We start from the raw sequence: 15,412 nt of genomic DNA, 5'->3' as shown, positions 1-15,412 counted from the left end.
AAGGGCGGGCAAGATGTCCACCCCTATTACTTTAGATTGTCATTCTGCTGATATGCTTTTAGCCACTTCTTCAAAGGTGCCTTAGAACTAAGCTTCTTCTGCATATCTTCCAGAGACGTGTAAGGGCGATTATCCGCAATCCGTTTAGCAGAGGTTTTGCCAATTCCAGAAATTAAAGTAAGGTCAGAGTTTTCATCATTAACAAACTCTAAGAAGTCTTTTTTAGGAACTGAAGGCTCATCTGGAGTCTTTCCTACTCTCTGATTGTGCCTTGACTGCAAAATAGCTTGTTCAACAGTTTCCTCTGCCTCTGGTTGCTTTGCTGCAATAAGAAATACCCAAATCTTCGGAACCTCAGCCGCCTCAGCCGCTTTATAGATTGGCAGTCCAGTTAGTAACTGATACTGGTCTTCTTCCTCAGTAAGGCAAACTAAAGGAAGAGCAAAGTTAATTCCCTTCTTTCCCAAACCTTCAGCAATATTATTAATCTCAGCTTCTGGAAGCTCCGAACTTGCTTCAGGGAGATTGATTTGATTCAGATAGAGAAGATAGGGTCTAGTTTCAATCTCATCGTATAATTCAGCCATATTATTTAGTTTTCTTACTTTCAATTACTTGAATTTCTTTCAACAATTCTTCGGTAATTTCTGAGAACATATTCCCGATCTCACTAGGAACTTGGTTATTTTGCTTAGAATACACCGATACGGGTTGGCGAGAGGATAAAGCCATTCCTACATGGGTGAAACGCTTGACATCCGAAAAGACTTTAATATCAGGAAACGTGTTTTCTACGAGTTTTTTGATTCTTTTGTGAAGGACAAGTTTAGCATCTGTCATCATCGGTACGATACCAAGAATATTACCTCCCTTTTGGTTTGTCTGTTCTTGAATTAATTTTGACCTTCTTAGTGGCTCAAATATTCCATAAATGGAAAGGTATTCCATCTGAGATGGAATTAACAAATATTGAGCAGCATACAGTCCGTTATCGCTAATGACATCTTTAGTAGGAGGTGTATCAATGATGACAAAATCGTACTGACCTGTCAGACATTTAAGCCCCCAGTCCAGTCTTTTCCTTGGATGAGTACTAATCAGTAATTCCTGAACTTTAGTTCTATAACTGCTAGGTATTACGTCGAGTGTACCCTGGTTATTCAAATAGTTGTTAAACGAACTGGAGTGTATGTACTTGTTCGCCTTAAAATCTTTTCCAGCCGATTCTATCAAAAAATCTATCAGTTCGGGTCTATTACCAAAAGAATGTAAAACCTGCTCAATTTCTTCTAAATCATTAGCCTGCTCAATTAGATCAGCTTTGTTAACTCCTAACAATAGACTGGTATTGGCTGAATCATCCAGGTCAACAACTAAAACCCGTTTACCCTTTTTTGCGAGTTCATAGGCAAGATTCACGACTAAAGTAGTTTTACCAACGCCTCCCTTGGCTGCATGAATCGCAATTGTACGCATTTGGGAAGGAGGTGGCGGCGGTGGTGGTGGATTTTCAATCCATTTAAGAATTATGTCTGCTTGTTCAGAGGCATCGATTGCGCGGAGAAGTTCCTCCATTCTGTCAAGGGCACGAAAAGTCTCTTTCTCAGAGAATGTATGATTGTGTGCCCAGTTGTTGCGGGTAGTGCGTAGTTGTCTAACCAAGGCACGTTCATCAGGACTGAGAGTTCTTCGGAAGACATCATTCCATTGATCCCACATCACTAACAGCAGAGCAGAAACATCCTGCCGCAAAATTTCTGTAACAGTGCGCTTCAGATTCGGATCTTTCGGTACACTGGGCGTTGCCTCCATAATCAGCGATCGCCATAAACTGAACACATTTCTCGCTCTATGAAGGGATACAAACCCTGATGTAGAAGCCCTAATGCTCTGCCGACTAGTTCGTGGTTACTTGTCATCGTGAGATTGTAGATTAAACAAAAATAGTGCAGCGCCTCATACGACTAACCCGAACGAGGGGAGTCATGAATACTCGTTCACTAGTCTGGCTCAAGATAATCTCAACATCCACCTCGGCAAGCCAGATGAACAGTTGTGTTCGGTACATTTAAAACTCTTGTAGGATGAGCCGGAAAGCCCCTCCGCCCAGTGCAAATTAAAAGCACGACAGCTTCGCCTCAGCAGCGATGAACCTGGGCTGGGCAAAGAAGTGCCGAACACCGGACACTTTGCCAGTGCTAGCAGAGTCTTAATACAAAGACTTTCCCTAGAGGTTTTGCTAATTTAAAGAAGAACTAGAATAATCTTTCAATTTAGCATCTCCCAAATGGAAATACACCATATCTTTACAAAATCATCACAAAATCATCCTGAGTCCCGGCATTACCAAAGGAATATTGGTAAGTAAAGGGCTGAGAAATACGAAATGTACTCAGCTGCGCTGAAAGTTGCAGGAAAAGGATGAACGCCAAATTGTTGAGTCTCAGTATCGTGCCGATGTTGCTAATGGGATCGGGTCAAGTCCTAGCAAGTGTTAGGTCTAATCATCTCGAAAATTGGCACTTATCTAGACTAAGTCAGAAAATTGATCAGGCTAGACTGGGTACTCAACAGCCACCACCATTTTACCTAGCAGGGAAAGACGATAAAAAAAAGGAGTGTCAGTGGCTGGGTTTATGTGATGGTAAAGATAAAAAGAAATAAAGGGGCATCTTTTTTTCTGCATCGAGCTAGCTTGGACTTAACAAGACAGGCACGCTCAAATCTATTGAAGAAGGAAGATGACTACTCATGGGACTCGATCTACCGAGATTTTATAGAGCCTGTAATCCCAGCAAACCCCTCGTCATGGGGAAGAGTGAAGACCGACAGTACTATATTGATTTTTCCTCAGTCCGAGGCAAAAAAATCATTGAGTCACTGAAGCGAACGATTACCCTAATTTCGCCAGATGAGCCAACCTGTCAATTATTTACAGGACATATTGGTTGTGGAAAATCCACAGAATTGCTCAAACTAAAAGCCGAGTTAGAGCAAGAAGGGTTCCTGGTGGTTTATTTTGAGTCGTCTCAAGACTTAGACATGGCTGACGTGGATGTGACAGATATTTTGCTGAGCATCGCCGGTCAGGTGAGTGAAAGTCTGGAGCAAATTAAAATTAAACTCAAACCCGGTTACTTTGCCAATTTGTTTACAGAAATTGCCGATTTCTTGCAAACCCCGATTGACTTTGAAACCGAGGCCGAGTTATCCATTGGAATTGGCAAAATTACAGCCAAAACCAAAGAAAGTCCCAAACTGCGACGGCGCTTGAGGGAATATTTGGAACCTCGCACAGCGGGGATTTTACAATCCATTAACAACGAACTTCTCGATCGCGCCACAACCGAACTGAAGCGACGGGGACAAGCGGGATTAGTCGTGATTGTAGACAACCTCGATCGCCTGGATATTCGCACCCTCCCCTCCGGACGCACACAACCGGAGTATCTTTTTGTGGATCGGGGGGAACAGTTGCGAAAACTCAATTGTCATGTGGTTTATACGATTCCCCTGTCGTTGAACTTCTCCAATGATTGCGAAACCCTGAAAAATCGTTTAGGGGGTGGCATCCCTCCCACAATCTTGCCGATGGTGCCGGTGCAACGGCGGGATGGCACAGAATGTGAAGAGGGTATGGCGCTTTTACGGCAGATGGTGATGGTGAGAGCCTTCCCCAACGAGTCAACGGAAAAACAGCTACAGTTGATCACATCCGTGTTTGATACTCACCATACACTAGACCGCTTGTGCCGTATTAGTGGGGGTCATGTGCGGAACTTAATGGGGTTGCTGTTTGGTTGCCTCAGACATGAAAATCCACCGATCTCGCGTGAGTGTTTGGAGAGCGTGATTCGAGAAAGCCGCGATTACTTAACCTCATCTATTGATGAGAATGAGTGGAAGTTGCTGTTTCAGGTGGTGCAAAATCAAACCGTCCGGGGAGATACAGAATACACAACCCTGTTGCGTAGCATGTTTGTATTTGAATACCGCGACAAGGATGGAACGTGGTTTGGACTCAATCCGGCTTTAGCAGAGACGCAGCAATTTAAATTATGGTTGAAACACAACGACCATCAGAGGTTGCGGTATACAACGAACGCTCCTTAACAGCGCTCGATCGCGCGATCGCATTTTCCGAAGGCGAATTTTCCCTGGTGTTAGTGCGCTGTAACTATAAGCGCCTGCGAGAGCGCATCCTGCGTCAACTGCAAGAACTTTCCGAGAACCGCTACGAGATTCGTCAGTTAGAACTCCCGACATCAGTAACAACGCTTTACACCACAATCCAAGTTTATAGTCACGGCGGACTAGAGACGGGACAAAAAGCAGGGGGACAAGGGAATCCGAAAGACACACAAGCGGAATCACTCCCCCCCTCTCCCACTCCCCCCGCCCTCTTCATCCTGGGACTAGAGTCTGTAGACGCGCTTGAAGACTTACTCACTTCTACCAATCAAGTGCGAGATGAGTTTCGCAAACGACTTCCTTTTCCTTTAATCTTGTGGGTGAATGATGAGGTGCTGCAAAAACTGGTACGGTTTGCCCCGGATTTTGCCAGTTGGGCTGCCACGCCGATTAAGTTTGAAATTGCCACCAGCGAGTTAATTGATTTCCTGCGCCAAAAGGCAAATTCCCTGTTCAAAACCGTGTTACATGGGGGTTCGGGTCGATATGCACCTTGGCGGATTTGTACACATCATTCCTTCCTGAATCTAGCCACCGATTGCCGATCGCGCCTCGAACTCGATTCTGCCCTCAAAGATTTGCAATGTCGCGGACAAGTAATCGAACCCGAATTACAAGCGGGTTTAGAATTCGTCCTGGGACAATATGATTATGCCAGCGACCTGATTGATTCTGCGAGCGCTCGTTACCAAAAAAGCTTGCGGTTTTGGCGTGCCAGCCATCATTTAGAACGGCAGGGAGTCCTGTTGTTTCATCTGGGCTTATGTTATTGCCGCCAGGGTGACTTGCATCGGACGCAACGACACCGCAACTTAGAAGAAGCATGGCCTTATCTTCAGCAATGTGTGGAGGCGTTTGAGCAGGCCAAACGTTCCGATTTAGTGGCTCAGTTTATCACTCAACTGGCGGAGGTGCTTGAACGCCTAGAAGCTTGGGATGTGCTCAAACAGGTGGCGCACAAGTCTCTGAAATTACATCAAACTTATGGTTCCAAGGCACAACTGGCTCAGGATTACGGCTTTCTGGCGCAGGTAGCAATCCGGCAGTCGCAGTGGGCCCAAGCGAACAACTATGCTCAACAAGCCATCTCCATTTTGGCCGAAGTCAGTGCTCCGCCGAGTCAGAATCAGGGCTTACACCGATTCTTACTCGCCCAGTTATATTTATTATTTTTGGTGCAAGCGCTGCGCCAACTGGGTCAACTGGAGGAAGCAGGGCGGCACCTGGAAGTCGCCAGTGTGGGACTGCAACAGGCGATCACAGCCAGTGAGCATCACTACGAACCCCAGCGTTACCTGCACTTACTCGAAGGACTGCGTCACCTTTATTTTGAGCAAGGTCGATACTTAGAAGCCTTTCAGGTTAAGCAAGAACAACGGGCGGTTGAGCAGTTGTATGGCTTTAGAGCCTTTATTGGTGCGGCTCGTCTCCAGCCCCGCAGACCTTTAACAAACCCCACCTTGGCACCTGTCGAGCAACAAGAGATTGTGGCTCAGGAAATTGAAGCATCTGGGCGCAAGCACGATGTGCAACGCTTAATTGAACGGATGACGCGATCAGACCAGAAATTGACCGTGATTCATGGTCAATCTGGGGTGGGGAAGAGTTCAATTGTGATGGCAGGGTTAATCCCAGCGTTGAAACACCGCTCATTGGGCGATCGCATGGCATTGCCGATAGTCCCCCCCTATTACACCGATTGGATCGGGGAACTGAGAAACGCTTTGGCTCAAGCGCTTTATGACTTTGACAACAATGCCGTTGAGCAACCGATTAACTTGCGCTTAAAACCCCGTCAAGATGCTCAACAAACCATCCAAACCATCCTCGAAAAGTTACGACAAAACGCCGAACATAACTTATTAACAATTCTGATCTTCGATCAATTTGAAGAATTTTTCTTTGTTTCTACTATCTTCCAGCGCTTCCTGTTTTATGATTTCTTAAATGCTTGTCTCAATATTCCTTTTGTGAAAGTTATTCTTTCCCTTCGGGAAGATTACCTGCATTATTTATTAGAAATTGAACAAGTCAACGAACTAGAAGTTATTAATAATAACATTCTAGACCGATCCATTCGTTATCCTTTAGGAAACTTTTCTTTAGAAGATGCCCGTGCCGTCATCCAAAGTTTAACAGAGCGGGCTCATTTTTATTTAGAATCCTCGCTCATTGATGAATTAGTGCAGGATTTAGCAGACGGATTGGGTGCCGTTCGTCCCATTGAGTTACAAGTGGTCGGTGCACAACTGCAAGAGGAGAACATTACCACCCTGGAGCGGTATCGACAATCGGGTCCGAAGCAAAGGCTGGTTGAGCGATTTTTAGAAAAAGCGATTCAAGATTGTGGGCCGGAAAATGAATATGCGGCCTGGCTGGTGCTGCACTTACTCACCGATGAAAATGACAATCGTCCGCTGAAAACCCGTGCTGAATTAGCCGCCGAATCAGCTATTGAATCTGAACAACTTGATTTAATTTTAGAAATTTTAGAGAAATCGGGTTTAGTTTTTTTGTTGCCCGAAGTTCCAGCTAACCGCTATCAACTAATACATGATTATTTAGTCGAATTTATCCGCCAAAAGAAGCAATTAAGAATCCAAAATGAATTAGAGGAACTCCGCCAAAAAGACAAACTCAGTCAAAGTGAGATTGAACAACTGCGCGCCGAACTCAGAGAAAAAGAACTGCGAGGCAAACTCGCACAAGCCACAGCCAAACAGCGGAAAACTGAGGAACAACTCAATCAAGTCCTGAAAAAAAGTCTGCGAGAAGCACGTTACGTTGGCCTCGCGCTTTTCACGATTACAATCATTGCCCTAGGATTGGGGTTACGCGCCGTAATTGGCGAAACGAATGCCCAGCTCAATGCGTTGAGTGCTTCCTCAGAAGCACTCGTAGCCACGAACCGACCGTTTGATGCCTTGCTCAAAAGTATCCGCGCCGGTCGAGATTTGAAACGGTCTTTAGGGGCAACGGCGGAAACTCGGACACGAGTGATTACGGCTCTACAGCAGACAGTGTATGGGGTGAGAGAGTACAACCGCTTGGAGGGGCATACCGATTGGGTGAGTAGCGTGAGTTGGAGTCCTGACGGTCAACTCCTGGTTTCAGGCAGTAAGGATACCACGCTCAAACTGTGGCAAGCAGATGGCACCTTCGTGAAAAACTTACCGGGTCATCAGGCTGGGGTGTATAGCGTCAGTTTTAGCCCAAATGGTAAGCTAATCGCCTCTGCCAGTGAAGATACAACCGTCAAGTTGTGGCGGAGTGACGGTGTCCTACTCAACACCTTGAACGGTCATACCGCTCCCGTCTCGATGGTGAGTTTTAGCCCCGACAACACCATCATGGCTTCTGCCAGTTGGGACGGCACGGTGAAACTCTGGAACACGAATGGTGTGTTGCTGAAAACCCTAACCGGACATACGGATCGGGTGATGGGGGTGAGTTTCAGCCCGGATGGTCAGCTAATTGCCTCTGCGAGTAAAGATCAGACTATCACCCTCTGGCGTCGGGATGGCACTTTCCTCAAAAGCTGGAAGGCTCATGATGCCGCCGTGATGAGTGTCAGTTTTAGTCCAGATAGCCAGGTGCTAGCGAGTTCGAGTGCCGACAGAACCGTTAGACTCTGGCGTCGTGACGGTGTTCGGATGCAAACCTTGAGGGGACATAATAATTGGGTGGTCAATGTCACGTTCAGCCGCGATGGTCAGATGTTGGCGAGTGCCAGTGCGGATAACACGGTTAAACTCTGGCGTCGGGACGGCACCTTGATAGAAACCCTGAAAGGGCATGGGAATTTGGTTCAAGGAGTGAGCTTCAGTCCCCAGGGTCAGACTCTGGCGAGTGCCAGTGCCGACAATACTATTAAACTGTGGTACATCAAGAGCCGCTCACTTAAAACCCTCAAGGGTCATAGCGATAGCGTCAATCATGTGAGTTGGACGCCCGACGGCAAGACAATTGCCACAGCCAGTGACGATAAAACGGTAAAACTTTGGCATCAAGATGGTCGATTACTCGTCAGTTTTCAGGCGCATCAGGATACCGTCAATCATGTGAGTTGGACGCCCGACGGCAAGACTCTGGCTACAGCCAGTGACGACAAAACGGTGAAGCTTTGGAAAGCGGATGGCACGTTGCTGAACACCTTAGTCGGGCATGAGGAGGCGGTGACGAGTGTAAGTTTTAGTCCCGACGGTGAGTTCATTGCCTCTAGTAGTGCTGATAATACGGTGAAGCTTTGGAAAGCGGATGGCTCTTTTCAGCAAACGTTAACCGGTCATGATAGTGACGTGAGGGGCGTGAGTTTCAGTCCTGATGGGAAGTTAATCGCTTCTGCTAGCGAAGACAAAACCGTGAAACTATGGCAGCGCAATGACGGTAAGTTGCTGACGACGTTGAAGGGACATAATGATGCTGTCAATTGGGTGAGTTTTAGTCCTGATGGGAAGTTGATGGCTTCGGCGAGTAGTGATGGAACCGTCAACCTCTGGAAGTGGGACAGTTGGAGTCGTAAGGAACAGCCAATCCTGTCCTTGAAGGGACATAATGGTGCCGTTAATGGGGTAAGTTTCAGCCCCGATGGGAAGTTAATTGCTTCCGCCAGTGAAGATAGAAAGGTGAATCTTTGGAGTCGGGACGGCAATTTGATTAAGACGTTGCAGGGTCACAGCGCTGAGGTTTATGGGGTGAGTTTTAGTCCAGATGGCAGGTGGTTAGCTTCGGCTAGTGCAGATACAAGTGTAATTCTGTGGAATTTGGATTTGGAGGATTTGCTCCAGCAGGGTTGTACTTGGCTGCATGATTATCTGAAGAATCCCAACCGTCTCCGTATTAGCGATGCGATTAGCGTAGGAGTGCCGGATAGTGTTGACGCGGCGGGGTTAGGAACTTCAGCAATTTCTGGGGACTCTCGTGGTTTGTGTGAGGGGATTCAAGGGGTTTCTAGTGAATTTCTGCCAAAACCTTGAGGTATAGCAGAAGGCAAAAGGCAGAAGGCAGAAGGCAAAAGGCCAAGTGTTGGAAATGGCGGATGTCGGTGTGACGGATATCATGCTTGCGATCGCACGTTCAGTCAGTGAAAGTCTGGAAGCGATTCAAATTAACCTGAAACCTGGAACTTTGTGAATCTGTTTCGCGAGATTGGCGAGATTTTGCAAACGCCTGTGGAAATCAGCGATGTGGAGTTTTCTGTCTGCATTGCCAAGATTACGTCTAGGACTAAAGATAGCCACATGTTTTTAAAATTTAATCAAGTACCCTCTTTTCTTACCTAAGGTAAGCGTCTATCCTGTGCAACCCACTGCTCAAAGAGCTTTGCGCCCACTGCATACCGCTCATCATCTAACTGCCGAATTACACCAGTGCCTGCAAGCACCTCAAGCGTATCTTCCACTTCTCCAAAACTTAGCTGAACTTGTGATGCTAAAGTTTCACCGCTTCCCTGCCTTTGTTTAACCAGTGCTAGATAAACTGCTTGCTCCTTTTCACTGAAGCCATAACTCTTTGTCTTGCCGTCCCACAAAGCTGAAAAATCTTTATCGTGCTGCTGCCTAATCAGGTGACGGATTAAATCCTTGGGAGAGCGAGATTTGTCCAGACGGCGATTATCAAAGATAGCGTTGAGCATCTGTTGGGTTAAGTAGGGATGACACCCTGCCCACACTATAACTGCATTCACTACCTGTTCAGTAAGCTGAATTTGCTCATTCTCACAACGACGGGCAATCAGTGTCCGTATTTCTGATTCAGTTAATAGGCTTAACCACTCGACTTTAGCAATATTCAACAATGGGGAACCCGTGCGCTGCTGGTAATTTTTTAAGTCACGATAACCAGATAATACCAGCCCCAAAAAGGGGCTGATGGCAGTGTCCATATCCTTTAACCATCGCAGATAACTCCAAGCATGATTCGCCCAATCTTGGCTGATGATAAATTCTGCTCCATCGAACAGGAAGCAAACTCCTTCAAATTCATGCTTCTGTAGTTGCTTGATAATTGCTAGTAAATCTTGGCGAAAGTCTTCTTGAACTAAGCAACGTTCCTGGTTTGGATTTGTGACGTTGAGTTTGATTCCAAAGATTCCAACTTCTGCTCCTGATAATTGCCTCAAGAATCGGCGGTAGGTTTGTCGCCAATTCGATTCTGAGCTGGGTTCTTGTTGAGGGTTAGCAATTGCTTCCCGCAATCGGGCAATTAGAAGATAGAGAAAGTTCTCCAGGCTTTTAGGTTGCTCTCGTTGGAAGTCAAACAAAATGGGAAATGCTCGAAAAGACTTTTGGCTTCCAGTGTCTAGAAAATGTAATCGGACACCATTGAGAGCGCTAGTTTTGCCCATACGACTTCCACCCAAAATAACCCGCACCTCAAAGGGCGATCGCTGAATTTCTGAAAGTAAATCGCAGCGTCCGAAGAAGTAGAGGGGGTCGGTGATTGCTAGTCTAAAGTTATCAAAGGGGCGAGTTCTTATTTGAGCTGCCATTGGTGAATCTCCTCCGGTTTCATTTGCATCCGTAGCCAGCGTGACATCAGCAGTACTTGAATTCGGTAACTATCATCATCCTCTAACTCTTCTCGTGCCACTAATCCCACTGCTTCTAACCACAGAAGGGCGTCTGTACATTCGCTCTCACTGAAATAATCACTAAGTCGCTCTAGTAAGGTTTCCTCTTTTATTCCCTCTCCTGACTCTTCATTGCAGGTAAGAAGCTGTAAGAGCGCCATCGCTGAGGCAAAGTTACGCTTTTGTAGATCAGCCCAAATGTTCTGCTCAAAGTAGTCTTTTAAAATACCAGAATGCTTAAATGGTCTATTGAGATAGCGCTTTGCTGATGATAGGGTAATCAATTCACCTTTGTCGCTCTTCTCTTTATCCACTTTTTTACACAACAAACTTGCCAACTGTCGAGCAATAAAGGGATGTCCGCCACTCTCTCGATGGATCGCTACCAAGGATTCCTCGTCAAATGCCACGCCCATCAGTTTTCCGATTTCAGTGAGCATTTCTGTTGTCTCTTCTTGGGAGAAAGGAGAAACGAAAACTTCTTTAAAAAAGCTAAATACTGGATTAGTTGGTACACCTACTTGAGACCATTGATTAATACGGTTGAAGTCAGGATGTACATCAGCAATTAGAAGAGAGAGCATCTGCTGTATCTGACTCAGTTCCCGCAGCACGCCGAAGAAAGCATTAAATTCCTCTACCCGTTCTCGTGGATCTACCTCAGTAGGAAGAATTCTTTCTATCTCATCTAAAAATAAGAGGATAGGTTGCTGATATCCAGCTTCTATCAGAAGCTTATCAAAGTCACGCACCTTTCTGGCAAAATCAGTAGTTAAATCTGCCGCAGGGCGATCGCGCTCAAAAGATTCAAAACTGATTACTGAGCTAGGAGTACGCTTCTTAAGTAACTTTGAAAGTTCTTCGAGAATTTGATTAAATAGTTCAGCACCATAATGCAGTTTACCACCATAACGTTGCAGGTCAATGTGAACGACTGGGTGCTGCCGCATTGCGAAACCCAACTGGAGTAACAAAGAAGTCTTCCCAGATTTACGCAGTCCAAATAGCCCAATCCCCTGGATGCGACGGAGGTCTTCTTCCAAGCTATGCATTAGGTTTCCTCGTCCAAAGAAGCAAAGGGTATCACCAATTGCATTGCGGTCATCAAACAGATCGGCACCAGGCAGATAACGCTCGCTATACTGGGCAAGCAACCCGATTGAGGTAGCTTCATCCGTCAATGCTTGTTCTACTGCTGCAAAAGGAATCGGGATAAGGACAAAATGATCACGCGCTCGCACTTGAGCCATTTGGAGCCGAGTTGAAGTATCTGGTGGATTACGGTAGAGAAGAATACTAACTTTGTACTGGCTATTTCCAGCCAACTGTGCCGAGTATTGAATCAACTCAGTCACATTTTGATCAACTGGCTGCTCAGCAAACATCACTGGCAATGGCGTGTAGGACTTGAGCCTACCTGAAACTGATGTAACTTGCAGCACATTCTCTTCCTGACTAGTTGTTGCACCTGTCTGTCTGAAGAACTGCTGAACTTTGGCTAGTGCCTTGTCAACTAATTCCTGCGGTTTCGCCTTTGCCTCTATTACTTCTGCCAATACTTCTGCTAGCACCGGATTGATATCAAACCAAGACCCCTGGAGGTCGCGGTATTCAAAGACATACATACTTCGCAGCAGGGTTTGGTATTCCTGCTCTCCTCTGACTCTTTGCGTTTCTGCTACTTGCCGCAGCAACTCCCAGTCATCATCGTCAATTGATGAAGTAAGGTAATTGCGGCTTTCTCGAATCACACCTTCTAAAGTCTCACGAGAAAAGGGGGGATTTTCGTGCCTGAGACAACCAAATAAAAGCCCCAGCAAGTTCCGCACATGACCGCCACTGATACGGCACAACCGCTCTAGGGTTTCAGGACTATCGAAAATCTCTGTAACTAAATCTATCCGTTGCTCTGGAGCTAAATCAGGGAAGGCTCTAATTAACACCATTTGTCGCAATAGATTTATGCCCTCAGCGCACTCACTGCCATCCCGCAATTTCAACGGCACCATAGGCAATACCGATGGAGGTATACCGCCCCCTAAGCGATTCTTCAGCGTTTCCACTTCGTTCGAGAAAATCAACGCTAGGGGTACGGTGCACACTATATGACACTTGAGCCTTTTTAAGTACTCACCTCGGTCGATAAATAAATATTCTGGCTGTGAGCGCCCAGAAGGTAGAGGACGTATATCCACCCGATCCAGGTTATCAATAATCATCACCAATCCTTTTTTTCCACGCAGCCTTAGTTCCTTAATCGCGGCTCCGAATATTTCTTCATTAATGGCTTCCAGAATATTTTCGGTTAGAGGTCTCAAGTATTGCCTTAACTGACAACGTAGCTTAGGACTCTCTTTCGTTTTGGCAGTGATTCTACCCATGTGGAAAGATAATTCTGCCTCAGTACCTAGCTCTATTGGTATTGTCAAAAACTCAATGCTTTCTTGCAACAGCTTGGCAAAATACCCTGGTTTTAGTCGGATTTTGATTGATTCCAGGCTTTCAGTTACATGAGAAGCGATTGATAGTAGAATATCGACAACATCCACATCTGCCATATCGAGATCCTGAGAGGACTCAAAATAAACCGCATGATATCCTTGCTTCTCTAGTTCATGTTTCAGCCGCAACAACTCGGTAGACTTGCCACAGCCAATATGTCCGGTAAACAACTGAAAAGTCGGCTCATCAGGAGAAATATGGGTAATGGTGCGCTCCAGTTTTTGGCGAATTGGCGTACCTGTTACAGAGGAAAAATCTATATAATACTTACGATCTTGAGCTTTCCCTAGGTTAAGGGGTTTGCTTGGATTGGATGCCCTATAAAACTGCGGCAAATTTAGTGTCATGATAGTTTTTATGAATAACTAACCCATCTGAGGGGTGAGCAAGGTAAGGAAACATCTAAAACCGCTGTCTGATCGAGGGTTCTGGCTTTAGTAGTTGCCGCCCTTCCCAAGCTTGCTACTCAAAGATAACCTACTGGTCTGACGATGAGAATGAGGGAGTGATGTTCTAAGGAAGAGGTGATGCGATGCCCCCCTTTCTCTCGCATCTAGTTCGGTAAGCTGTAACCTAGCTTCAACAGGAGCATTGCGGAACTTAGTTTCAGATGCCGTTGGCACAACCAAAGAGCGATCGCACTCCAACCCATATCCTGAATACTAGGATGTGATCAGCGTTAATAGCAGCGATGTTGAATGTCAGGACTTACGCAGTGACACTATATATAGCGGCAATGGCGCGTTATGCCACCGTCACACACTTTACAGATAGAGGCTGTGCGTAAGTTTTAAGGTAACTTTTGGATGAACTCATAGGTTATTTTTATTCGATACATACTGACTCAGCGGAGCGGATAATATCCCCAAAACTTGATCAATTTCTTTAATAAAGTAATCGTCAAGGTCAATAAACGCTGTTTGATTAACCAGCTTGAGAAACTTCCAAATCATTCCTGTGGTTACAGCTCCATAGATAGTATCAATTGCAGTTTCCCTTTGCTGGTTGAAACGTTGGGCAGCCACCATCTCAGCAATGCATTGTCCTAATCCACTTTTAATATTTTCGTTTTTAGCTTCTACAAGAGTGACTACTGGGGCGTAGATTTCATACATTTCTTTAGAAGCAGTGAGAATATAGTCACAGTATCCGCTTAGTCCAACTTTAGGGTCTACGTTAAAATCCGTACCCGAAAAAAAGCCGATTTGAAAGCTAAAGTGTCGCCGTACTTCTAATAAAACAGGGGCAATAATTAACTCAGAGCGAGCTTTTTCGGTATTGATAGCATTAGCAAGAGGTAAAAACTCATTCAGAGTAGTTTTGAGATAGTCGCTAGGTTCAATAGGGGCAACGTCGGGAAAAAGACGGGTTGTTTCGTCAATAGTTAGATTAAATGTTGTTCTGACTTTGCTGAGAGTCGTAAAATCGCTGTATGCCATATTGAATTGCTCCCTACTTTTATCCAAGCAGACTTTTCGACCCACACTCTAAATCCTAGCCTGAATTTCGACAGGCAATGGTCGCGAAGCGTTTGCAAAGCATGGTCGAAGAGCATACTGCCTTCGGCATCGCAAGTCATCACGCCATTCTACTTTGAACTCATTAAGCGATCGCCCAAGAGGCACCGACAAAGCCGATCGCATGAATACCCTCAGCCTTTGTTAACCGCCCGACGCTCCCTTAAAAAGGAAAAAAAGGCAAGAGAATGGCATTTTCCACTTCCTGTTCCCCCCTTAGCAACCGGAGCTTTAGTGAGGAGGGTTAGGGGGGTAAACAAAAGCCGAACGAGCTAACCGTTACTCAGCATCAAAGCGAAACTTCAGATAGCGTCGTTGCAAAGTTAAGGTATCCGACAAATCATTGAGGCTGTAAATCACCTCCGCAATTGACTGCCTGAACCGTTCATCATCCGTGAGTTCAGAAACTTCAGACAGAAACGTTAACTCCGCTTGAATGCACTCTGAGATACAGGTGTAATTCAGTCGAATGACTTGATGAATGGCTTCCATATCTAAATTTAAATAAACAACATAATGATGTTATTAAAGATAAAAATTTTTGTAAATAGATAAATCGAAAAAATGATATAATTGATATCAATCCTCATAAAATTTCTCATCTCTTTTTTGAATGGATGAGACAGCATTT

The 15,412-nt window shown here is 45.5% G+C and carries 7 protein-coding genes and 2 pseudogenes; 3 read left to right on the top strand and 6 right to left on the bottom strand.

From position 1 onward, the window contains the following. Positions 1–26 precede the first annotated feature (26 nt). Together NDI48_22235 and NDI48_22230 are read right to left on the bottom strand one after the other, a co-directional pair. The gene (locus NDI48_22235) at positions 27–611 is read right to left on the bottom strand and encodes a hypothetical protein (protein MEP0833887.1); all 585 of its coding nucleotides are present in this window, start codon (positions 609–611) and stop codon (positions 27–29) included. Then, positions 589–1,839 carry an AAA family ATPase gene (locus NDI48_22230; protein ID MEP0833886.1) on the bottom strand — a complete coding sequence of 417 codons (1,251 nt, stop codon included), beginning with the start codon at positions 1,837–1,839 and terminating at the stop codon, positions 589–591. Before NDI48_22230 ends, NDI48_22235 begins: the two co-directional genes overlap by 23 nt. A 912-nt stretch (positions 1,840–2,751) precedes the next feature. Between NDI48_22230 and NDI48_22225 the strand changes: the two genes are divergently transcribed. From NDI48_22225 to NDI48_22215, 3 genes and pseudogenes are all read left to right on the top strand, one after another. Continuing rightward, positions 2,752–4,113, top strand: coding sequence for a KAP family NTPase (locus NDI48_22225; GenBank protein MEP0833885.1), 1,362 nt, complete (start codon positions 2,752–2,754; stop codon positions 4,111–4,113). Beyond that, positions 4,059–9,167, top strand: coding sequence for a hypothetical protein (locus tag NDI48_22220; protein ID MEP0833884.1), 5,109 nt, complete (start codon positions 4,059–4,061; stop codon positions 9,165–9,167). The genes NDI48_22225 and NDI48_22220 overlap by 55 nt, the downstream gene beginning before the upstream one ends. A gap of 55 nt (positions 9,168–9,222) precedes the next feature. After that, positions 9,223–9,428, top strand: a pseudogene (locus NDI48_22215) (hypothetical protein). Positions 9,429–9,469: 41 nt separating this feature from the next. On the opposite strand, the gene NDI48_22210 reads toward NDI48_22215, so the two are convergent. The 4 genes and pseudogenes from NDI48_22210 to NDI48_22195 form a co-directional block, all read right to left on the bottom strand. Beyond that, entirely contained in the window at positions 9,470–10,681 is a 1,212-nt protein-coding gene (locus NDI48_22210; GenBank protein ID MEP0833883.1) for a helix-turn-helix domain-containing protein, read from the bottom strand. A 1,640-nt stretch (positions 10,682–12,321) separates the two neighbouring features. Continuing rightward, positions 12,322–13,611 (bottom strand): annotated as a pseudogene (locus NDI48_22205) (ATP-binding protein). A gap of 465 nt (positions 13,612–14,076) precedes the next feature. Continuing rightward, positions 14,077–14,703 (bottom strand): hypothetical protein, encoded by a 627-nt coding sequence (locus NDI48_22200; protein ID MEP0833882.1) that lies wholly within the window; start codon positions 14,701–14,703, stop codon positions 14,077–14,079. A gap of 357 nt (positions 14,704–15,060) precedes the next feature. Next, positions 15,061–15,273 carry a hypothetical protein gene (locus tag NDI48_22195; protein ID MEP0833881.1) on the bottom strand — a complete coding sequence of 71 codons (213 nt, stop codon included), beginning with the start codon at positions 15,271–15,273 and terminating at the stop codon, positions 15,061–15,063. Between the last annotated feature and the right edge of the window lie 139 nt (positions 15,274–15,412).

Origin of the sequence: Microcoleus sp. AS-A8, from assembly GCA_039962225.1 — a bacterium.
Lineage (GTDB): Bacteria > Cyanobacteriota > Cyanobacteriia > Cyanobacteriales > Coleofasciculaceae > Allocoleopsis.
The sequence above is the reverse complement of the archived record's forward strand: the minus strand, read 5'-3'. Positions and strand labels throughout refer to the sequence as shown.